The organism is Streptomyces sp. NPDC002779 (assembly GCF_042888685.1).
Taxonomy (GTDB): Bacteria; Actinomycetota; Actinomycetes; order Streptomycetales; family Streptomycetaceae; genus Streptomyces.
In genome coordinates this window covers 116,322-137,141 of the sequence record NZ_JBIAQC010000011.1, presented here as the reverse complement: position 1 = coordinate 137,141, position 20,820 = coordinate 116,322, and the positions used below count along the sequence as shown (strand labels likewise).

The 20,820-nt window shown below is 69.9% G+C and carries 13 protein-coding genes and 1 pseudogene; 6 read left to right on the top strand and 8 right to left on the bottom strand.

What is annotated here, in order from left to right; all coding sequences use genetic code 11:
* Nucleotides 1-166 precede the first annotated feature (166 nt).
* Nucleotides 167-589: a DUF6299 family protein gene (locus tag ACFYW5_RS28445; RefSeq protein ID WP_389419942.1), complete on the top strand. Its 423-nt coding sequence runs from the start codon at nt 167-169 to the stop codon at nt 587-589.
* A gap of 130 nt (nt 590-719) precedes the next feature.
* On the opposite strand, the pseudogene ACFYW5_RS28440 reads toward ACFYW5_RS28445, so the two are convergent.
* The 4 genes and pseudogenes from ACFYW5_RS28440 to ACFYW5_RS28425 form a co-directional block, all read right to left on the bottom strand.
* A pseudogene (locus tag ACFYW5_RS28440) lies at nt 720-1,402 on the bottom strand (DUF305 domain-containing protein).
* A gap of 58 nt (nt 1,403-1,460) precedes the next feature.
* A complete protein-coding gene (locus tag ACFYW5_RS28435; protein ID WP_389419941.1) occupies nt 1,461-2,990 on the bottom strand; it encodes a helix-turn-helix domain-containing protein in 1,530 nt (509 codons plus the stop codon).
* Nucleotides 2,991-3,054: 64 nt separating this feature from the next.
* A complete protein-coding gene (locus tag ACFYW5_RS28430; protein ID WP_190194188.1) occupies nt 3,055-3,252 on the bottom strand; it encodes a DUF4236 domain-containing protein in 198 nt (65 codons plus the stop codon).
* A 37-nt stretch (nt 3,253-3,289) separates the two neighbouring features.
* Nucleotides 3,290-3,988, bottom strand: coding sequence for a hypothetical protein (locus ACFYW5_RS28425; protein ID WP_389419940.1), 699 nt, complete (start codon nt 3,986-3,988; stop codon nt 3,290-3,292).
* A 221-nt stretch (nt 3,989-4,209) separates the two neighbouring features.
* Between ACFYW5_RS28425 and acnA the strand changes: the two genes are divergently transcribed.
* Entirely contained in the window at nt 4,210-6,927 is a 2,718-nt protein-coding gene (gene acnA, locus ACFYW5_RS28420; protein ID WP_389419939.1) for an aconitate hydratase AcnA, read from the top strand.
* A 215-nt stretch (nt 6,928-7,142) separates the two neighbouring features.
* Here the strand turns inward: acnA and ACFYW5_RS28415 are convergent, their stop codons facing one another.
* The 4 genes from ACFYW5_RS28415 to ACFYW5_RS28400 all read right to left on the bottom strand — a co-directional run bounded on the left by ACFYW5_RS28415 (nt 7,143) and on the right by ACFYW5_RS28400 (nt 15,575).
* Nucleotides 7,143-8,348, bottom strand: coding sequence for a VWA-like domain-containing protein (locus tag ACFYW5_RS28415; RefSeq protein WP_389420084.1), 1,206 nt, complete (start codon nt 8,346-8,348; stop codon nt 7,143-7,145).
* Between the two features lie 137 nt (nt 8,349-8,485).
* Nucleotides 8,486-9,727: an AAA family ATPase gene (locus ACFYW5_RS28410; RefSeq protein ID WP_389419938.1), complete on the bottom strand. Its 1,242-nt coding sequence runs from the start codon at nt 9,725-9,727 to the stop codon at nt 8,486-8,488.
* 82 nt (nt 9,728-9,809) lie between these two features.
* Nucleotides 9,810-11,627: a hypothetical protein gene (locus ACFYW5_RS28405; protein WP_389419937.1), complete on the bottom strand. Its 1,818-nt coding sequence runs from the start codon at nt 11,625-11,627 to the stop codon at nt 9,810-9,812.
* 159 nt (nt 11,628-11,786) lie between these two features.
* Nucleotides 11,787-15,575 (bottom strand): GH92 family glycosyl hydrolase, encoded by a 3,789-nt coding sequence (locus ACFYW5_RS28400; protein WP_389419936.1) that lies wholly within the window; start codon nt 15,573-15,575, stop codon nt 11,787-11,789.
* 345 nt (nt 15,576-15,920) lie between these two features.
* Here ACFYW5_RS28400 and ngcE point away from each other — a divergent pair, with 345 nt between their 5' ends.
* The 4 genes from ngcE (at nt 15,921) to ACFYW5_RS28380 (ending at nt 20,693) form a co-directional block, all read left to right on the top strand.
* A complete protein-coding gene (gene ngcE / locus ACFYW5_RS28395; RefSeq protein ID WP_389419935.1) occupies nt 15,921-17,366 on the top strand; it encodes an N-acetylglucosamine/diacetylchitobiose ABC transporter substrate-binding protein in 1,446 nt (481 codons plus the stop codon).
* Nucleotides 17,367-17,440: 74 nt separating this feature from the next.
* Nucleotides 17,441-18,370, top strand: a complete 930-nt coding sequence (locus tag ACFYW5_RS28390; RefSeq protein WP_389419934.1) for a carbohydrate ABC transporter permease — start codon at nt 17,441-17,443, stop codon at nt 18,368-18,370.
* A gap of 19 nt (nt 18,371-18,389) precedes the next feature.
* Nucleotides 18,390-19,310, top strand: a complete 921-nt coding sequence (locus tag ACFYW5_RS28385; RefSeq protein ID WP_389419933.1) for a carbohydrate ABC transporter permease — start codon at nt 18,390-18,392, stop codon at nt 19,308-19,310.
* Between the two features lie 183 nt (nt 19,311-19,493).
* Nucleotides 19,494-20,693, top strand: a complete 1,200-nt coding sequence (locus ACFYW5_RS28380; protein WP_389420083.1) for an ROK family protein — start codon at nt 19,494-19,496, stop codon at nt 20,691-20,693.
* Nucleotides 20,694-20,820 lie beyond the last annotated feature (127 nt).

Here is a 20,820-nt window from a genome sequence, read left to right as displayed (position 1 = left end):
ATCGCCACGGGCCGGCCGCAAGCGTGACACCACGGGGACAACTCCCGGACGGTCTGGGGACCCCCGGCGCGGACTCGCCACCGAAGGGGTGACGATCACGCGCGTGGGCGTGCGCGCCCGGTACTGGTGGAGGCCCCCGAACTCCGCTCACCCGGAAGGTCTTCCCATGCCCGTACGCGCCGCCCTCGGCACCGCCGCCGCTGCCACCCTGCTCCTGGTCACGGCCCCCGCCGCGCCCGCCGCCCCCGGTGAGACGGTGACCGTCGACCCGACCGGCACCATCGCCGCCGACGGCACGGTCACCCTCTCCGGCACCTACCGCTGCACCGGCGGCACGGGCCCGGTCTTCGTCAGCTCCTCCGTGGGCAAGCCCTCGTCGGGTCTGCGCCACGGCATCGGCGGCACCCGCGCGGTCTGCGACGGCGTGGAGCGCCGCTGGCAGAACACCGGCAAGCCGTCCCGCAGTTCGCTCGAAGCGGGCCCGGCCCACGTGGAGGCGACCGTTATGGAGCTGGACACCAAGGGCGGCCTGCCGCTGCCCGTCTTCCACGCGGCCCACCAGGAGGACGTGACCCTCGTCGCGAACTGACCCCGCGGCCAGAGGCCGACGGGCAACGGGCGACGACTCGGGCCGGACCCCGCGGCCAGAGGCCAACCGGATACGACTCGGGCCGGGCTCCGCGGTCGGTGAAAGGCCGCCGCGGAGTCCGGCCTCCGCGTTACGAGAGCCGGTCGACGACGGCCTGGAGCTGCTCGACCTCCGCGGACTGGCTCTTGACGACCGCCGCCGCCATCTTCCGGGCGTCGGGGTTCTCGCCGTTCTTCCGCTCGTCCTCGGCCATGGCGATCGCGCCGTCGTGGTGCTCGATCATCATCTCGGCGAAGGCCCGGTCGAACTCGGTGCCCTTCAGGGCCTTCAGCACCGCCAAGTCCGCGGATCCGCGGTCGGCTGCTTCCAGGACTCCAGCCGGCCCTTCATCGTCGTGATCTCCGGGCCCTGGGCCCGCTCGATCCGCCCCGCGAGTTCCTTGACCTCCGAGTCGTTGAAGGCCGGCCGCGGTCCCGGCGGGCTGCGACGCCGAGCCGCCGTGCTCCATGCCGTCGCCCCCGCAGGCCGCGAGGAACAGGGCGCCGCCGGCGACGAGACCCGCCGCGGCGAGGCCGCGCTTGATCGCAGTCGTGAGATCAGGGCCGCGCGGCGGGGGACGGGGCCGCTCCACGGCGGCGACCTGGGTGAGGAGCCGGGCCGCCCGGTCCCGGGCACGGGTGCTCGCCGCCTTCGGCAAGGCGGCGAGCACCAAGGCACCGAAGAGCACCACGACACACAGCGACATCGGATCCATCGGCACGACGGGTCGTGCGTGGACGACCCGTCCGCCACCTCCGCCACCGGACGGTCCATGGGCGCCGCGTGGGAGGAGGCCCGCATCCCGGAACCCGCACGGTCCGAGCCTGCGTGCTCAGATGTCCCGGAACGTCTCGATCTGCGCACCGATCGAGTTGAGGCGCTCGGCGAGGTCCTCGTAACCGCGGTTGATGACGTAGACGTTGCGGAGCACCGACGTGCCCTCCGCCGCCATCATCGCCAGCAGGACGACCACCGCGGGGCGCAGGGCCGGCGGGCACATCATCTCGGCGGCGCGCCAGCGGGTGGGGCCCTCGACCAGGACGCGGTGCGGGTCCAGCAACTGCAGGCGGCCGCCCAGGCGGTTGAGGTCGGTGAGGTAGATCGCGCGGTTGTCGTAGACCCAGTCGTGGATGAGGGTCTTGCCCGAGGCGACGGCCGCGATGGCCGCGAAGAAGGGGACGTTGTCGATGTTCAGGCCCGGGAACGGCATCGGGTGGATCTTGTCGATCGGCGCCTCCAGCTTGGAGGGCCGCACGGTCAGGTCCACCAGGCGCGTACGGCCGTTGTCCGCGACGTACTCGGGGGTGCGGTCGTGGTCGAGGCCCATCTCCTCCAGGACCGCGAGCTCGATCTCCAGGAACTCGATGGGCACCCGGCGGACCGTCAGCTCCGACTCGGTCACCACCGCGGCGGCCAGCAGGCTCATCGCCTCGACCGGGTCCTCGGAGGGGGAGTAGTCGACGTCGACGTCGATGGTCGGCACGCCGTGCACGGTGAGCGTGGTGGTGCCGATGCCCTCGACCTTGACGCCGAGCGCCTCCAGGAAGAAGCACAGGTCCTGGACCATGTAGTTGGAGGAGGCGTTGCGGATCGTGGTCACGCCGTCGTGGCGGGCGGCGGCCAGCAGCGCGTTCTCGGTGACCGTGTCCCCGCGCTCGGTCAGCACGATCGGGCGGTCGGGGGAGATCGACCGGTCCACCCGGGCGTGGTACAGGCCCTCGGTGGCCGCGATGTCCAGGCCGAACCGGCGCAGCGCGATCATGTGCGGCTCGATGGTGCGCGTACCGAGGTCGCAGCCGCCCGCGTAGGGCAGCTTGAAGGCGTCCATCCGGTGCAGCAGCGGGCCCAGGAACATGATGATGGAGCGGGTGCGGACGGCCGCCTCGGCGTCGATGGCGCCCATGTCCAGCTCGGCCGGGGGCACCAGCTCCAGGTCGACCCCGCCGTTGATCCAGCGCGTCCGCACACCGATGGACTGGAGCACCTCCAGCAGCCGGTAGACCTCCTCGATGCGGGCCACCCGGCGCAGCACCGTGCGCCCCTTGTTGAGCAGGGAGGCGCACAGCAGGGCCACGCACGCGTTCTTGCTCGTCTTCACATCGATCGCGCCGGACAGCCGCCGGCCGCCCACCACCCGCAGATGCATCGGGCCCGCGTAGCCCAGAGAGACGATTTCGCTGTCCAGGGCTTCACCGATACGGGCGATCATCTCAAGGCTGATGTTTTGATTGCCGCGCTCGATCCGGTTGACGGCGCTCTGACTGGTGCCGAGCGCCTCGGCCAGCTGCGTCTGTGTCCAGCCACGGTGTTGCCGGGCGTCACGGATGAGCTTGCCGATGCGTACGAGGTAGTCGTCTGCCATGGGATTGAGGTTATCTCAGATATGAGATGGCGCCTCCTGGGGGGCCCGTACGGGTGACGGGGCGTCAACGCCGCCTGGCGGTACGGGTGCGGCGCCACCCGAAAGGTCCGGGCAAATCCATCGATGTCGTACGACGTCCGGTGCTGCTGTGGGTGTGCCGGGGACCGTTCGCCCCACCGGTGGTGATGGACCAGGAACGCCGGTTGATGTTCAGCCGGACCCCGGGCAGGATGCGGAAGCTCTTGCGAAAGGTGAGCGGCATGGAGGCCTCCCGTCGAAGTGGTTCGGACCCCTTTCGGCTACCCCGGCTTGGCGAACTGATGGCAGAATTCCACGGGTTCGTCGAAGGTGACGGCGGCTATGGGCGCGCCGGTGACGACGTACGCGTGCCGTGACACCCGCCCCTGCTCCGTCCGCAGCTCCAGCAGGCCGGGCTCGGGGCACCGCCAGGTGAGCCGGGTGACGCACTCGCCGAGGGCGTTGGCCAGATTGCTCCACCCCTGGCCGTTGGCGCGCAACTCGAACTCCGAGCACTCCATCACGCCGTAGTCGAACGGGATGCTGCTCCAGTAGCCGATGAGCGCCTCGTCCAGGCCGGTGCGCGGGTTCGCGGCGTCCTCCTCCGCGATCCGGCGGTCGGTGGCGATCTCGGGTCCGCCGACGTCCACCACGCGGGTGCCGTGCACGGCGACGCCGAGGTCGCGGAACTCGACGCCGACGTAGGGGATGCCGTCCCGGGCGACCGGGTGGAGGTGGACGGCGCGCACGTCGAGTCCCTCGGGAAAGCCCTCGTAGTGGGCGCAGACGGCGTGCCGGAGCGCGGTGAAGAGGTCGGGCAGATGGGTGGCCGTCCAGGCGGCGCGCGCCAGGTCGTCGTCGGTCAGCAGGGGGCAGCGCAGCGGGGCGCGCCCGGGACGCAGCCGCGTCCATGCGGTCGTCGGCAGCGGTACCCACTTCGTCCAGCCGCCCGCATGCCGGTGGAAATCGCCTCGCTTCATGGTGGAAGGAGGACATCACACGGAGGCCGGGCATGACCATCCCGGCCCCATGTACTAGAGTTATCTCGACATCGAGATATCTGCCGAGGCGTACCGCAGCCGCACGCGATCATCGGTCGGGCAGTAAGGGTGGCCTAACTTAGCCTTACCTTAGCGGATCGGCCAGGTCGTCGTGGCGGCAGGATGCGGTGGGAACGCGCACATCAAAGAAGGAGACTGTCGTGTCGGCGAACAGCTTCGACGCCCGCAGCACGCTGCAGGTGGGCGACGAGTCGTACGAGATCTTCCGGCTGGACAAGGTGGAAGGCTCGGCCCGCCTTCCGTACAGCCTCAAGGTCCTGCTGGAGAACCTGCTCCGCACGGAGGACGGCGCGAACATCACCGCCGACCACATCCGCGCGCTCGGCGGGTGGGACTCGAGCGCCCAGCCGTCGCAGGAGATCCAGTTCACGCCCGCCCGCGTGATCATGCAGGACTTCACCGGCGTGCCCTGTGTCGTGGACCTCGCCACCATGCGTGAGGCCGTCAAGGAGCTCGGCGGCGACCCGGCGAAGGTCAACCCGCTCTCCCCGGCCGAGCTGGTCATCGACCACTCCGTCATCGCCGACAAGTTCGGCACGAACGAAGCGTTCGCGCAGAACGTCGAGCTGGAGTACGGCCGCAACAAGGAGCGCTACCAGTTCCTGCGCTGGGGCCAGACCGCCTTCGACGACTTCAAGGTCGTCCCGCCGGGCACCGGCATCGTCCACCAGGTCAACATCGAGCACCTCGCTCGTACGGTCATGGTCCGCAACGGCCAGGCCTACCCCGACACCCTGGTCGGCACCGACTCGCACACCACCATGGTCAACGGCCTCGGCGTGCTCGGCTGGGGCGTCGGCGGCATCGAGGCCGAGGCCGCGATGCTCGGCCAGCCGGTCTCCATGCTCATCCCGCGTGTCGTCGGCTTCAAGCTGACCGGTGAGCTCACCCCCGGCACCACCGCCACCGACCTGGTGCTGACCATCACCGAGATGCTGCGCAAGCACGGCGTGGTCGGCAAGTTCGTCGAGTTCTACGGCGAGGGCGTCTCCGCCACCTCGCTCGCGAACCGCGCCACCATCGGCAACATGTCGCCGGAGTTCGGCTCCACCGCCGCGATCTTCCCGATCGACGACGAGACCATCAAGTACCTGAAGCTGACCGGGCGTTCCGAGCAGCAGCTCGCGCTGGTCGAGGCGTACGCCAAGGAGCAGGGCCTCTGGCTGGACCCGGCCGCCGAGCCGGACTTCTCCGAGAAGCTGGAGCTGGACCTGTCGACGGTCGTCCCGTCGATCGCCGGCCCGAAGCGCCCGCAGGACCGCATCGTCCTCGCGAACGCCGCCCAGCAGTTCGCGCAGGACGTGCGCAACTACGTGGACGACGTGGACGAGGCGGGCAAGGAGTCCTTCCCGGCCTCCGACGCCCCGGCGAACACCCCCAACGGCGCCCCGTCGAAGCCGGTCCCCGTGACCGCCCCCGACGGCTCGACGTACGAGATCGACCACGGTGCCGTGACGGTCGCCGCGATCACGTCCTGCACCAACACCTCCAACCCGTACGTCATGGTCGCCGCGGCCCTCGTCGCGAAGAAGGCCGTGGAGAAGGGCCTGACCCGCAAGCCGTGGGTCAAGACCACCCTCGCCCCGGGTTCGAAGGTCGTCACGGACTACTTCGACAAGGCCGGTCTGACCCCGTACCTGGACAAGGTCGGCTTCAACCTGGTCGGTTACGGCTGCACCACCTGCATCGGCAACTCCGGCCCACTGCCGGAGGAGGTCTCCAAGGCCGTCAACGACCACGATCTCGCGGTCACTTCGGTCCTCTCCGGCAACCGCAACTTCGAGGGCCGGATCAACCCCGACGTCAAGATGAACTACCTGGCGTCCCCGCCGCTGGTCGTCGCGTACGCCCTCGCCGGCTCCATGAAGGTCGACATCACCAAGGACGCCCTGGGCACCGACCAGGACGGCAACCCGGTCTACCTCAAGGACATCTGGCCCTCCGAGGCCGAGGTCAACGACGTCGTCGCCAACGCCATCGGCGAGGACATGTTCTCCAAGTCCTACCAGGACGTCTTCGCGGGCGACGCCCAGTGGCAGGCGCTGCCCATCCCGACCGGCAACACCTTCGAGTGGGACCCGCAGTCCACCTACGTCCGCAAGCCCCCGTACTTCGAGGGCATGACGATGGAGACCACTCCCGTCTCGGACATCACGGGCGCGCGCGTCCTGGCCAAGCTGGGCGACTCGGTCACCACCGACCACATCTCACCGGCCGGTGCCATCAAGGCCGACACCCCGGCCGGCAAGTACCTCACGGAGCACGGCGTCGAGCGCCGCGACTTCAACAGCTACGGCTCGCGCCGCGGCAACCACGAGGTCATGATCCGCGGCACGTTCGCCAACATCCGCCTGCGCAACCAGATCGCGCCGGGCACCGAGGGCGGCTACACCCGCGACTTCACCCAGCCCGACGGTCCGGTGTCGTTCATCTACGACGCCTCGCGCAACTACATCGAGCAGGGCATCCCGCTGGTCGTCCTGGCCGGCAAGGAGTACGGCTCCGGCTCGTCCCGCGACTGGGCCGCCAAGGGCACCGCGCTGCTCGGCGTCAAGGCCGTCATCGCCGAGTCCTACGAGCGCATCCACCGCTCGAACCTCATCGGCATGGGCGTGCTGCCGCTGCAGTTCCCGGAGGGCGCCTCGGCCGCGTCCCTCGGCCTGACCGGCGAGGAGACCTTCTCCTTCACCGGCGTCGAGGAGCTCAACAACGGCACCACCCCGCGCACGGTGAAGGTCACCACCGACACCGGCGTCGAGTTCGACGCGGTCGTCCGCATCGACACCCCCGGCGAGGCGGACTACTACCGCAACGGCGGCATCATGCAGTACGTGCTGCGCAGCCTGATCCGCAAGTAAGCGGAACCGCACGGCTGTTGAGGGCCGCACCCCTGGCACCGGGGGTGCGGCCCTGCGCACTTGGGGGAAACTGTGCGTGTGCCAGGCGTTTACAAGCACGCCCCGCAACGCTACGTTCCGACCCAGTGGGGTGGGAGCGCTCCCATGCAAGGTGGACCGGAACCCGCCCCCAGGAGCGCCCCCACCCCACACCTCCCCCCGGCGCGCCCGTCCGTTCAGCCGATGGTGACGACCCGTGCCCAGGGCGGCGGGGTGTCCGGAACGTAGTGCGGGTCGTCCTCGTCCGCGGGGCGTCCCGGGCGCGGGAAGAGGCCGACGACGGTACGGCAGGGCGGCGGCGAGGACGGCCAGGGGGTCTGGCCGTCCGTCAGCGCGACGATCACGTCCGGACGGGGCCGCGAGCGCAGCGCCAGCGCGAAGCCGGAGCGCAGGTCCGTCCCCCCGCCGCCGATCAGCTCGATGTCCTCGGCACGGCAGATCGGGCCCGCGATCCCCGCCGCCGCGTCACAGGAGATCACCGAGACCAGGTCCCGTCGTCCGCCCACCGCCCGGGAGATCGCCGCCACCTCCACCAGCGCACTGCCCAGCTCGGCGTCGCTCACCGAACCGGAGGTGTCGATCACCACGCAGACCCGGGGAGGGATCCGCCGCAGACTCGGCAGAAGCACCCCCGGGACAGCGGCCGACCGCCGGGACGGACGCCGGTAGCTGTGGTTCTCGCCCACCCCCGGCGCCACGGCCGCGGAGCGCACCGCCGCCCCCAGCAACCGCCGCCACGGCTGCGGCGGATGGAAGGCCTCGTCCGCCCAGCGGCGCCACCCCTCCGGAGCGTCGCCCGGCCGGCCCTTGATCCCCTCGGCGACCCGGAACCGCACCGCGTCCCGCTGCTGCTTGCTCAGCCCATGGGAACCGTCGGCTCCCAGCTCCCACGGCCGCTCCTCGCCGTCGGCGCCGCCGCCGCAGTCCAGCCAGGCCAGATCGGCGACGAGCCCGGACAGCGACGCCCTGTCCAGGTATTCCTCCATCAGCAGCCCGTCGGGCAGCCGCAGCAGCGACGGGAGCACCACCCCGGTGGGCCGGGGCAGTCCGTCGCCGTAGATGTCGTCGTTGATCTCGAAGTCGGCGGCGATGTTCCGCCGCAGCCGCTCACCCGGCCCGTACTCCTCGTGCTCCCGCGCATAGCGCTCGCCGCGCCCGTGATGGTCCCGCAGCAGATGGGAGACCTCGTGCACCCAGACGCCCGCCAGCTCCTCCACCGGGGTGCGGGCCACGAAGCCGGGGGAGACGTAGCAGCGCCAGTGCGCGTCGACCGCCATCGTCGGCACCGACCGGTCCTCCACCACCCGCAGCGCGAAGAGCGCGACGGCCAGATAGGGGCGGACCTTGACGGCGTGCAGCCGGGCGGTGAGCAACTTCTCCATGTCCAGCGGGAGTGCGCGGTCCGCCGCGCGCCCGCCCGCCGTGGCGGGCGGGCCCGGCACGGTCGCCCGCACCGGCCGCGGAGGCGGAGGCGGACCCATCGGCCGCGGCAGCACGCGCGGGCGCGGCACGGCCCCCGTCATCGGCGCGCCCCCCGCGCCAGGGCGGCCTCGGCCCGTTCCACCGACCGGTCCGCACCGGCGGCGAGACCGACGATCGCGGCGAGCCGTTCCACCGCCGCCGGCACCTCCCAGTCGTCGCGCCGCACCGCGGCCAGCGCCTTGGCCGGGGCGACCAGCAGGTCCGGGGCGCCGGTCTCCAGGGCCCGGACCAGGACCGCCCACCCCGCCTCCCAGCGCCTTCGCTCCGGCCGTGCCCCGACGGCGGCCACCACCGCCTCCAGCGCGGCCTGCCGGAGGTCACCGCGCTCGGGCAGCTCGGCGCGGGCCGGGTCGGCCAGCAGCAGCTCCGGGTCCGGCAGGTCCATCCGGTCCAGGTGGGCGAGGAGTTCCAGCCCGGGTCCGTCGCCCACCGCGCCCCGTACCAGCAGCGCCAGCACCTCCCGGGAGACGGAGGCCGCCGTGCCGAAGGCCAGCAGGGTCAGCGCGGTCTCCCAGCTCCGGGGCGAGGGCCAGGCTCCGCCGCGCCGTGTCTCGGAGCTGGGCAGCCGGTGGATCAGCGTCGGCCGCGCGGCGAGGAACCCGCACACCGCGCGCCGGGCGAGGGCCACCGCCTCCGGCAGCCGCTCCGGTTCGAGCCGGGGCAGTTCGGCCCGGGGCCAGACCCCGCCGAGGCCGCGTACCACCACGTCCCGGTCGTGCACCCAGTACAGATGCACGAACCGGTTGGCCAGGGGCGGGCTCAGCTCCCACCCGTCCGCCGCCGAGGCGCGCGGATTGGCCGCGGCCACGATCCGTACGCCGGGCGGCAGTTGCAGGGCACCGACCCGCCGCTCCAGCACGACCCGGAGCAGCGCGGCCTGGACGGCCGGGGTGGCGGTGGACAGTTCGTCCAGGAAGAGCAGTCCGCGCCCGGCCCGCACCAGCTCCACGGCCCACTGCGGCGGTGCCATCGGCACGCCCTGCACCGCGGGGTCGTCGCCCACGATGGGCAGCCCGGAGAAGTCGGTCGGCTCGTGGACACTGGCGATCACGGTGGTCAGCGGCAGGTCGAGGGAGGCGGCGAGCTGGGTCAGGGCCGCGGTCTTGCCGATGCCCGGTTCGCCCCAGAGCAGCACCGGAAGGTCGGCGGCCACGGCCAGGGTGAGCGCTTCGAGCTGCTCGTCGGGGCGGGGCTCGGTGGTGGTCGTCCGCAGAAGCATCAACAGATCCTCGGCGAGGGCGAGTTGGCCGTCGGTGGACGCAAGGGTGCTGGACGTCATGGATATCACCTGGGTGTGTGAAGAGAAGGGACAGCCGCGCGGGCTGAAGCTGTGGGTGAAGGGGACGAGTGAGGTCGCCCGGTCACAAGGGCAGGGCGGTACGGGGCCGGCCGGGGCTGTTGCGCTTGGAGCGCCAGACGGACGGTGTACGCCGGTCGAGACGGGGCCGGGGTTCCGCCGCGGCGGTGGCGGCGGCGGGGTGTACGGCGACCAGCCCCGAACGGAACAGCCCGTGCTCGATGCGGCGGGCCGCGGCGGACTCCAACTCCTCGCGGAGCGGCCCGTCGCGCAGCAGCGCACCGGGACCGAGCAGCCCCTCGACCACGGCCAGCGCCCCGGCGACATCACCGTGGGCGAGCCGCTCCCGGACCGCGGGCAGTGCCTCCGGGGTGCGGTGCACCGCGTCGATCGCCCGCAGACACGGCAACGCGGGCCCGCCGAGCGCCACCAGCAGCTCCTCCCGGCGCAGCTCGTCCGGGTCGTGGTCGACCGCCGTCAGGGCCCCGTCCCGCAAGGCGATCCGGTGCACTGCGCCCCGGCACTCCACACGATGCGGATCGCTGGGTGCGCTGGGTTCACCGGCGGGGCCTGCCAGCGGTGCCGGTGCCGGGGCCGTCGACGCCAGCGCGGCGGCGACGAGCGGATGCAGCCGGTCGGCCGTGATCAGCCCGGCCCGCAGCAGCTCCAGATCCGGCAGGACCCGTGCGGCCGCCTCCGGCAGCACGGGAAGCGCCGCGATTCCCTGCGGCGGCAGCTCCTGACGCACCGGCCGGATCGTCGGAACATGACTGTCGTCGGGTGCGACGAGCTCGAACACGGCCCACCTGCGCGTACCGAGCCGCACGGTGAACGCCCCGCGAGTACACCCCTCGTCCCGCAGCAACAGCTCGGCCTCGGCAGCCCAACGGGCGGTGGCCCAGGGGGAGTAGGGCACGGCCGCCGCGACCCACCTTTCGGTGGCCGAGGCGGCATCGGTCGCGGCCCCACCGGCCCAACTCGCCATGGCCGAGGGAAAATGCTCCCCCGCCGACGAGCGTCCGGTCCCTGCCCCGGTACCCCAACTCGCGGTGGCCGAAGGGGAGTCTTGCACCGCTCCGGCGGCCCAGATCGCCGGGCCCGACCGGGTGACGGCTGCGGCCTCACCGGCCCCATGCGCGGTGGTCGAGAGGGAGTCTTGCCTGGCCCAGGCGGGTCGGATCGGCGTGGCCGATGGGGAGACGGGCGTTGCCCCAGTGGCCGGACTTCCCGCGCCCGACGAGGAATCGCACGTTGACCCGGTTCCCCAACTCCCCGCGCCCGCAGGAAAATCGCCCGCCGCCCCGGCATCCCGACTCGCGCTGGTCGGCGAGGAGCCCGCCCCCACCCCACAGCGCCCCGTCAGTTCGCCGCTGCGCTCTGCGTCCCAGAGGTGGCGGTGCAGGTCGAGGCGGAAGCGTCGGTCGGGGTACGGATGCGGATGGTGTTCGGGATTGCCGGGCCCGGACTCCTCCCACAGTGCCAGCGACATCCGCTGCCCGGCGTCCGCCCAGGCCGGCGACGTCCGCACCACCAGATGTGCCAGGGCCCCGCCGTAAGCCGGATAGCGGGCCAGGGACAGGGTGAGGCCGGGCCGGAGCCGTCCGTCGGGGGCGATCCGGGGCATGTGCCAGCGGAGCAGATCCGGCGCCAGCCGACGCAGGTCCGCCCGCAGACGGGTGACGAATTCGGTGCCGTGGCGGTCGCGCACGGCGCGCAGATCGAGGTCGACGTCGACCCGGGCGGCGGCGCAGGCCCCGGCCCAGTCACCGGCGGCACGTCGCGCGGTGGCGGTCTCGATCATGGACAGTGGCACGGCGTACTCGCGTACGCGCTGCCACATCGACAGGCGGGTCGGAATCGTGGGCGTGAAGTGAGATGCCATCAGCACTCACCGGACGCGGACGATTCCCCCAATCCACCAGAGGAGAAGTTCTTCATCGGCGGCATCATAAGCACCGCGATCACGATCTGTCAGCAGCTATCACGGCCCGGGGGCGGCGCCGCACGCGACACCGCCCCCGGACTCACACCCCAACTACCGCTACCTGGCCAGGAGTTCCACCTCCGCCACAGCCGCCTCCGCGTCCAGCACCAGGCGGTACTTCTCGTACGTGCCCGGTGACCCCACCGAGAACGCCCGGGTCTGCCGGTCCCAGGTGAAGGACTCACCGGTACGCCGGTCCAGGGTCGTCCACTCGGTCCCTTCCGAGGAGCCCTGGAGGGTCCAGCCGGTCGGCGCCTTGGTCCGGTCCGAGGAGGTCAGCGTGTACTGGACGGCCTCGGCCGCCCGAGGCGTCGGCAGGTCCACGGAGGTCACCGTCGCCTGCGTGGCCGAGGTGTTGTCGAACAGGGCGCCGTCACCCTTCAGCACGTCCGCCCGAGGCGTCGGCACCTTGTCGTCCCGGGTGATCGACACGGGCGCCGCGTGCTCGCCCGTACCCCAGGAGGACGGCCGCGGGCCCATGTCGAACTCCAGCACCCCGCCCTTGGCGAGCAACTCGTGCGGCAGCGAAGTCGAGTTCCACGCCTTGCCGTTGACCTTCAGCCCCTGCACATAGACATTGCGGGCGCTGTTCCGCGGCGCCTTGACGACGAGATCCGCACCGTTCTCCAGATGCACGGTCGCCTTGGTGAACAGCGGGGAGCCGACGGCGTATTCGCCGCTGCCCATCACCAGCGGGTAGAAGCCGAGCGCGGAGAAGAGGAACCACGCCGACTGCTCGCCGTTGTCCTCGTCACCGTGGTAGCCCTGGCCGATCTCGCTGCCGGTGTAGAGGCGGGACAGCACCTCGCGGACGTTGCGCTGCGCCTTCCACGGCTGCCCGGCCGCGTCGTACATGTAGATGGCGTGGTGGGCGACCTGGTTGGAATGCCCGTACATGCCCATCCGTACGTCCCGCGCCTCCGTCATCTCGTGGATGACACCGCCGTAGGAGCCGACGAAGTCGGGGGAGGCGGTCTCCGGGGTGGAGAAGTACTCGTCGAGCTTGTCGGCGAGCTTGTTCCGGCCGCCGTAGAGGTTGGCGAGACCGCGTGAGTCCTGGGGGGCGGTGAAGGCGTACCCCCAGCCGTTGGTCTCGGTGTAGTCGTGACCCCAGACGCGCGGGTCGTACTTCGAGGACTCGACGCGCCAGTCGCCCTTCGCGTCCCGGCCCTGGAAGAACCCGGCCTTGGCATCGAACAGGTTCACATAGTCCTGGGCCCGGTCGAGGAAGTACTCCGACTCCTCCCGGTAGCGCTTCTCGCCGGTCTTCTTGAACAGTTCCTGGCCCATCCGCGCGATGCCGTAGTCGTTGAGGTAGCCCTCCAGTGCCCAGGACAGGCCCTCGTGGGTGTCGGTGCTGGTGTAGCCGAGGAACGGCGAGGTCGCCATGCCCTTGCGGCCCACGCCCGAGGACGGCGGGACGACGGTGGCGTTCTTCACGGCCGCGTCGTACGCCGCCTTCGCGTCGAAGCCGACGCCCTTGACGTAGGCGTCCGCGAACGCCACGTCGGAGGAGGTGCCGGTCATCAGGTCCGCGTATCCCGGCGAGGACCAGCGCGATGTCCAGCCGCCGTCCTTGTACTGCTGGACGAACCCGTCGACCATCTCGCCCGCCTGAGAGGGCGTCAGCAGCGAGTACGCGGGCCAGGTGGTGCGGTAGGTGTCCCAGAAGCCGTTGTTGACGTACACCTTGCCGTCCACGATCTTCGCGCCGGTGTGCGTCGGGGTGTCCGGATTCGGCATCGGTGAGAAGGGCGAGGCGTACTGGTACTTCGAACCGACTTTCTCGAAACCGGAGTTGGGGTACAGGTACAGCCGGTACAGGCTGGAGTACAGCGTGGTCAGCTGGTCCGGGGTCGCGCCCTCGACCTCCACCTTGCCGAGGATGCGGTCCCACTGGCGCTGGGCGCGGTGCTTGACGGCGTCGAAGGAGGTGCCGTCCGGGACCTCCTGGCGCAGATTGGCCTTGGCCTGGTCGACGCTGATCAGGGAGGTGGCCAGGCGCAGGGTGACGGTCCGGTCCGCGCCCGCGTCGAACCGCAGATAGCCCTTGACGCCGCTGGAGTCGCCCTCGGTCACCGGCCGGTCGAACTCGCCGTACACGAACAGCCGCGTCGCGCCGGTCGACAGGCCCGACTTCACGTCGGAGTACCCGGTGAAGGTCCCGCTGTCCTTGTCGAGGGTCAGGCCCGCCTGGTCGGTGACGTTGTCGAACAGGACGCTCGTGTCGTCGCCGGGGTAGGTGAAGCGCAGCACGGCCGCGTGGTCGGTCGGCGCCATCTCCGCCTTCAGGCCGTTCTCGAACCGCACGCCGTAGTAGTACGGCCGCGCCGTCTCGTTCTCGTGCCGGAAGGCCAGCTCCCGGGCCTCCCGCCCTGTCTCCGGGGTGCCGGACGCGGCGGACGGCATCACCTGGAAGGTCTGCCGGTCGCCCATCCAGGGGCTCGGCTCATGGCTGGCGCTGAACGCCTGGATGGTGGGCAGATTGTCCGCGTTGTTCCCGCGCGCGTAGTCGTACAGCCAGCTCAGCGAGCCCGCGTTGGTCACCGGCGTCCAGAAGTTGAAGCCGTGCGGCACTGCCGTCGCCGGGAAGTTGTTGCCGCGCGAGAACCCGCCGCTGGAGTTCGTGCCCCGGGTCGTCACCGCGTAGTCCGACAGATGCGCCTTGGGCCGCTCCCGCGGCACCCTCCCCAGCGCCACGTCGTCCAGCCAGCCGCGGAACTTCGCGGGGCCCTTGGGGGAGTCGTAGGCGACCAGGATCCGGTCCACCGTCTTGCCGGCCGCGACGGACCCGATCCGCGAGGCGACGTTGTTCCACTGGTTGACGTAGAGGATCTTGGCGGCACCCTGCCCCAGCGGGGTGAGCGCGAACCCGTGCTGGTCGGTGGCGTTCAGGTCGCTGAGGTAGGTGCCGTCGGTGAAGGCGAGGTCGACGGAGACGTTGGTGGCGTCGTAGTCGAGATCGCCGTCGGCCATCGAGGGGAAGATCCGGTACGACAGCCGGGTGTCCCGGCCGACCTTCACGTCCACGTCGAAGATCTTGTTGTACGAGTACGCCCGCCCGTCCGCCGTGTGCCGCCCCGCGTAGCGCAGCGCCCGCTTGCCGGTGAAGCCCGCGCCCGCCTTGGCCGTGGGTGAGCCGCTGGGGCCCCGGTCGACCAGCGAGAGCATGTCCTGGGGCACCGGCCCGTCGCCGCCGCCCGTGGAGAACTGGACGTCGGCGAGCTGGAGTATGCCGGAGGCGCCGTTGTTCCGGGTGACCTCCAGCCGGAAGTGCCGGTACTCGGCCGGCTCGGCGATGTCGTACGTCCTGGTCTGGAACCGCTCGGCGAAGCTCTCCCCGGAGCGGGTGTCGAGGGTCGCCCAGGTCGTGCCGTCGGTGGAGCCCTTGAGGGTCCAGTCCCGCGGGTCGCGCTCGGCGAAGTCATTGGCCGAAGTGAGCGCGTATTTCGCCACTCTGACCGGCTTGTCCAGGTCGAACTCGGCCCATCCGGTGGGCTGGAAGACCAGCCACTTGGTGCTGGGCTCGCCGTCGGCGAGGTTCTCCTTGACCTCCCCGCCGCCGGTGTTCTCGCCACTGGCCCGCACGTCCGTGACATGGTCGGTCACATTGCCCGGAATGCCGGAGCTGTACCCGCCGTCCACGCCTGCGGCCCGCTTCGATCCGTCCGGTGTCTCATCGACCGTGTTGAGCCAGTCCGGAGCGGGGTCGCCGCTCTCGAACGAGGAGCTGAACTCCCGGTCGGCGCTGGGGGCCTCGGGCAGGGCGACCGCCACGCCCTGCGAGCCCACCGCCAAAGCGAAGGCGGTCGTCCACACGACCGCCGTGCCACGTCTGTGCCTCATCGGCAAGCACTCTCCCTGCGCTCTGGACAACGTTGTCAACATGGGTGCGCAAGGATTAGTAGTGGCTCAAGTCGTCTGTGGTGTCAAGGGTGTTGACTGTGGCATTCGAGGGGGATGGCGGGGATTTTTCCGTCGGGCGGGGCACAGCCCGCTCATATTTCCGAGAGGTCTCAACTCGGAAAAGACCGACAGCCAACCTTGCATTCGATCTTGCTCCGCTGGCGGGAAGTGGACTATACCTGTCGGCAATTCCCGGTACTTCCGGCACGACCCTGCTTGACCTGACCGCGGTGCCCGGAGGATCCGGTACACCGCCTGAGTCCTGGAGAAGGCGAGGACTTGAGCATGGGATCCACTTCCGACCCGAACAGCACCACCGGGGGCACAAACCGCCGCGATCTGATCAAGCGGTCCGCCGCACTCGGTCTGATCACCGTCCCCACGATGAGTTTCCTGTCCGCCTGCGCGAGCGGCGGCGGCGATGACGAGTCCGGCACCGACACCGAGGGCAAGACCTCCGAGTCGAACCCCTTCGGCGTGAAGAAGGGCAGCAAGCTCGACGTCGTCGTCTTCAAGGGCGGCTACGGCGACGACTACGCCAAGGCGTGGGAGGCGTCCTTCGAGAAGAAGTGGGGGGTCACCTCCACCCACACCGGCACCCAGGAGATCACCGGCAAGCTCCAGCCGCGGTTCAACGCGGGCAACCCGCCGGACATCGTGGACGACTCGGGCGCCCAGCAGATCCCGATCGACGTCCTGCACAAGAACGGCCAGCTCCTCGACCTCGCCGCGGTCCTGGACGCCCCGTCGGTCGACGACCCGAGCAAGAAGGTCCGCGACACCCTGATCCCGGGCACGCTGGACGCGGGCATGCAGAGCGGCAAGGTCGTCGCGCTCAACTACATCTACACGGTGTGGGGCCTGTGGTACTCCGGCAAGCTCTTCCAGGAGAAGGGCTGGGAGGTGCCCAAGACCTGGGACGACTTCCTCGCCATCTGCAAGGACGCCAAGTCCCAGGGCATCGGGGGCCTCGCCCACCAGGGCAAGTACCCGTACTACATCAACGTCGCCATCATGGACCTGATCGCCAAGACCGGCGGTCTGGACGCCATGAAGGCGATCGACAACCTGGAGCCCAACGCCTTCGTCGGCTCGGACGCCGCGACGGCCGCCATCGAGGCGGTCTACGAGCTGGTCGAAAAGGGCTACTTGATGCCCGGTACGAACGGTCTGACCCACACCGAGTCGCAGACCCGGTGGAACCAGTACAAGGCGGTCTTCATCACCAGCGGTTCCTGGCTGGAGAACGAGCAGCTGAAGCAGACCCCCGAGGACTTCGACATGAAGTTCCTGCCGATGCCGCTGCTGCCGGACAGCAAGCTGCCGTTCGAGGCGATCCGGGCCGGCTCCGGCGAGCCGTTCATCATCCCGGCCAAGGCGAAGAACCTGCCCGCGGCCAAGGAGTTCATGCGGATGATGCTCTCCAAGGAGTGGTCGACGCTGTTCGCCAAGGAGGCGAACTCGCTGACGATCCTCAAGGACGGCGTCGACTCCAGCGTCCAGCTGCGACCCGGCACCCAGTCGACGGTGGAGGCCTCCAAGTCCGCCGGCGACAACACCTTCCGGTTCCTGTACACGGAGTGGTACAGCGAGATGAACACGGAGATCGAGAACGCCTCCAACGAGCTGATGGCGAAGCGGATTCAGCCCAAGGAGTGGCTGAAGCGGGCGCAGGCCGCGGTCGACAAGCAGGCCAAGGACCCGGCTTCCAAGAACAACCGTCGGGACTGATCCCGCTCGACCGACCACGTTCCGGGCCGGACGTCACCGGCCCGGAACGGGACTTCAGGGGCAGGAAAACGCGTATGCGTAAAGGGCAGCACCGGTTCGTCGCGGGGTTTTTGTTCTTCCCCGTGGCGCTCTATCTGATCTTCGTGATCTGGCCGTACATCCAGACGTTCGGTTATTCGCTGACCGACTGGAAGGGGCAGTCGCAGACGTTCAACTTCGTCGGCCTGGACAACTACACCGCGTTGTTCAAGGACGACATCTTCACGGGGGCGATCTGGCACAACATCCTGTTCCTGATCTTCATCCCGGCGATCACGATCCTGCTGGCCCTGTTCTTCGCGTTCATGCTGAACGCGGGCGGGCGCGGGCGGTCCGGCGGTGTCTCGGGAGTGACCGGCTCCTGGTTCTACAAGGTCGTGTACTTCTTCCCGCAGGTCCTGTCGCTGGCGATCCTCGCCGTGCTGTTCGGCGCGGTGTACCGCAGCGACGGCGGCGGCATGCTCAACGGCGCCCTGATCAAGCTCGGCCTGGTCGACGAGAACACCCCCGTGGAGTGGCTCAACGAGCCGAACATGGTGCTGTGGGCGCTGATGGCGGTCGTCGTCTGGCACGGCGTCGGCTTCTACCTGGTGCTGTTCTCGGCCGCCATGCAGTCCATCCCCCGGGACATCTACGAGGCCGCCCTGATCGACGGCGCGGGCCGGGCCCACACCTTCTTCCGCATCACCCTGCCGCTGCTGTGGGACTCCGTGCAGACCGCCTGGGTCTACCTCGGCATCGCCGCGATGGACATGTTCATCCTGGTCACCACCATGACCTCCGGTGACTACGGCGGCGGCCCCGATCACCACAGCGAGGTCATGGCGACGGTGATGATGCGGAACTTCCTGCTGTACGGCAAGAGCGGCTACGCCTGTGCCATGGGCGTGATCATGCTGCTGCTCACCCTGATCGTGTCCGTGGTCACGCTGCGCGCCACCCGCCGCGAGCGCATCGAGTTCTGAGCGGGAGAGACGACGACCCATGAGCGCACCCATCAAGGAATCCGCGCCCCCCGCCGGGCGGCCCGTGGACAAGACCCCGGTACGCCCCGGCGACGAACGCGGCGAAGGCGTCGTACTGAACGTCTTCTCGCACGGCTTCCTCGCCCTGTGGGCGCTGCTGATCGTGCTGCCGCTGCTGTGGCTGGTGCTCAGTTCCTTCAAGTCCGACGTACAGATCGGCTCCTCGGCCTTCGGCTGGCCCGAGAACTGGTCCCTGGACGTCTTCTCCCGGGCCTGGGACAAGGGCATCGGGGACTACTTCATCAACACGGTCATCGTGCTGGTCTTCTCGGTGCCGCTGACCATGCTGCTCGGCTCCATGGCCGCGTACGTGCTGGCCCGTTACCAGTTCTGGGGCAACCGGTTCCTCTACTACTTCTTCGTCGCGGGCGCCATGTTCCCGGTGTTCCTGGCGCTGGTCCCGCTGTTCTTCATGGTCAAACGGCTGGACATGCTCAACACCTACCAGGGCCTGATCCTGGTGTACGTCGCCTACTCGATGCCGTTCACGGTCTTCTTCATGCACGCCTTCTTCCGGACCCTGCCCGGCGCGGTGTTCGAGGCGGCGATCCTGGACGGCGCCTCGCACACCCGGGCCTTCTTCCAGGTCATGATGCCGATGGCGAAGCCGGGACTGCTCAGCGTCGGCATCTTCAACACCCTCGGCCAGTGGAACCAGTTCATCCTGCCGACGGTGCTGATGCAGCCGCAGAGCGGTGACGATCCCGAGCGCTATGTGCTCACCCAGGGGCTCATCCAGCTCCAGCAGCAGCAGGGGTACGCCTCCGACCTCCCGGTGCTCTTCGCGGGCGTGACCATCGCGATGATCCCCATGCTGGTCGTGTACCTGTCCTTCCAGCGTCAGGTGCAGGCGGGGCTGACCTCCGCGACCTTGAAGTAACCCTCGGCACTCACTCGTGCGCACGCCGTTCCCGCCCCAGGGAGCGGCGTGTGTCGGTGTGTCCTGGACCCCGGATGTTGTTCAACCTCTTGACGGGAGGCAACCCGAACGGCTCAGCTTAGAGTTCACTAGTTGGACATAGACGGGGCCTCACTGAAGCGGTCCCGCGCGCAGGAGGTCGTCGTGGAGACTCCGGGGTCGCAGTCGTCGCTGCACCGAGCCAACCTGGAGCGGGTCGTCCGGGCCGTGCGGCTGGCGGGTTCGCTCACCCAGGCGGAGATCGCCAGGACGACGGGTCTGTCGGCGGCGACGGTATCCAATATCGTCCGGGAGCTGAAGGACGGCGGGACCGTCGAGGTCACGCCCACATCGGCGGGCGGCCGCCGGGCCCGCAGCGTCTCCCTGAGCGGGGACGCCGGCATCGTGATCGGGGTCGACTTCGGGCACACCCATCTGCGCGTCGCGGTCGGCAACCTCGCCCACCAGGTGCTGGCCGAGGAGTCCGAGCCGCTGGACGTGGACGCCTCCTCGACCCAGGGCTTCGACCGGGCCGAAGAGCTGGTCAACCGCCTGATCGCGGCGACCGGGGTGGACCGGTCGAAGATCGCGGGGGTGGGCCTCGGCGTGCCCGGACCGATCGACGTGGAGTCGGGGACCCTCGGGTCGACCGCCATCCTGCCGGGCTGGACCGGCACCAAGCCCGCCGAGGAGCTGCGCGGCCGGCTCGGCGTGCCGGTGCACGTGGACAACGACGCCAACCTCGGCGCCCTCGGCGAACTGGTCTGGGGCAGCGGCCGGGGGGTCCGGGACCTGGCGTACATCAAGGTCGCGAGCGGTGTCGGCGCGGGCCTGGTGATCAGCGGCAAGATCTACCGCGGTCCGGGCGGCACAGCAGGAGAAATCGGACATATTACACTTGACGAGTCCGGCCCGGTCTGCCGCTGTGGAAACCGCGGCTGCCTGGAGACCTTCGCGGCCGCCCGCTATGTGCTGCCGCTCCTCCAGTCCAGTCACGGCACGGATCTCACCATGGAGGGCGTCGTACGGCTGGCCAGGGACGGAGATCCGGGCTGCCGTCGGGTGATCGCCGACGTCGGCCGACACATCGGCAGTGGAGTGGCCAATCTCTGCAATCTCCTGAACCCGAGCCGGGTGGTCCTGGGCGGTGATCTCGCCGAGGCCGGCGAGCTGGTTCTCGGGCCCATCAGGGAGTCCGTGAGCCGGTACGCGATCCCCAGCGCGGCACGTCAACTCTCCGTTCTCCCAGGGGCCCTTGGGGGCCGCGCGGAGGTGCTCGGGGCGCTCGCCCTGGCCCTCAGTGAAATGGGTGATTCGACCCTTTTGGACGGCACCCTGCACGCAGCGGCACCCGCCTTCACTTAGAGAACGGATGGCACCGTTGCCAACCCGTTAAGGATTTACTTCTTGACGTCGCACGCGTGGCCGAGTTGACTTCCAGCCACCTCGGCCGCAACGACGCGGCCTCGTCAGGGAGGTTTCTAGAGTGAAC

Excerpts from the sequence above, each read along its gene's own strand:
- ACFYW5_RS28430 (WP_190194188.1), bottom strand. The coding sequence starts at position 3,252 with ATGCCGCTCACCTTTCGCAAGAGCTTCCGCATCCTGCCCGGGGTCCGG.
- ACFYW5_RS28435 (WP_389419941.1), bottom strand. The coding sequence starts at position 2,990 with ATGGCAGACGACTACCTCGTACGCATCGGCAAGCTCATCCGTGACGCC.
- ngcE (WP_389419935.1), top strand. The coding sequence starts at position 15,921 with ATGGGATCCACTTCCGACCCGAACAGCACCACCGGGGGCACAAACCGC.
- ACFYW5_RS28445 (WP_389419942.1), top strand. The coding sequence starts at position 167 with ATGCCCGTACGCGCCGCCCTCGGCACCGCCGCCGCTGCCACCCTGCTC.
- ACFYW5_RS28400 (WP_389419936.1), bottom strand. The coding sequence starts at position 15,575 with ATGAGGCACAGACGTGGCACGGCGGTCGTGTGGACGACCGCCTTCGCT.
- ACFYW5_RS28425 (WP_389419940.1), bottom strand. The coding sequence starts at position 3,988 with ATGAAGCGAGGCGATTTCCACCGGCATGCGGGCGGCTGGACGAAGTGG.
- ACFYW5_RS28385 (WP_389419933.1), top strand. The coding sequence starts at position 18,390 with ATGAGCGCACCCATCAAGGAATCCGCGCCCCCCGCCGGGCGGCCCGTG.
- ACFYW5_RS28410 (WP_389419938.1), bottom strand. The coding sequence starts at position 9,727 with ATGACGTCCAGCACCCTTGCGTCCACCGACGGCCAACTCGCCCTCGCC.
- ACFYW5_RS28390 (WP_389419934.1), top strand. The coding sequence starts at position 17,441 with ATGCGTAAAGGGCAGCACCGGTTCGTCGCGGGGTTTTTGTTCTTCCCC.
- ACFYW5_RS28405 (WP_389419937.1), bottom strand. The coding sequence starts at position 11,627 with ATGGCATCTCACTTCACGCCCACGATTCCGACCCGCCTGTCGATGTGG.
- ACFYW5_RS28415 (WP_389420084.1), bottom strand. The coding sequence starts at position 8,348 with ATGGAGAAGTTGCTCACCGCCCGGCTGCACGCCGTCAAGGTCCGCCCC.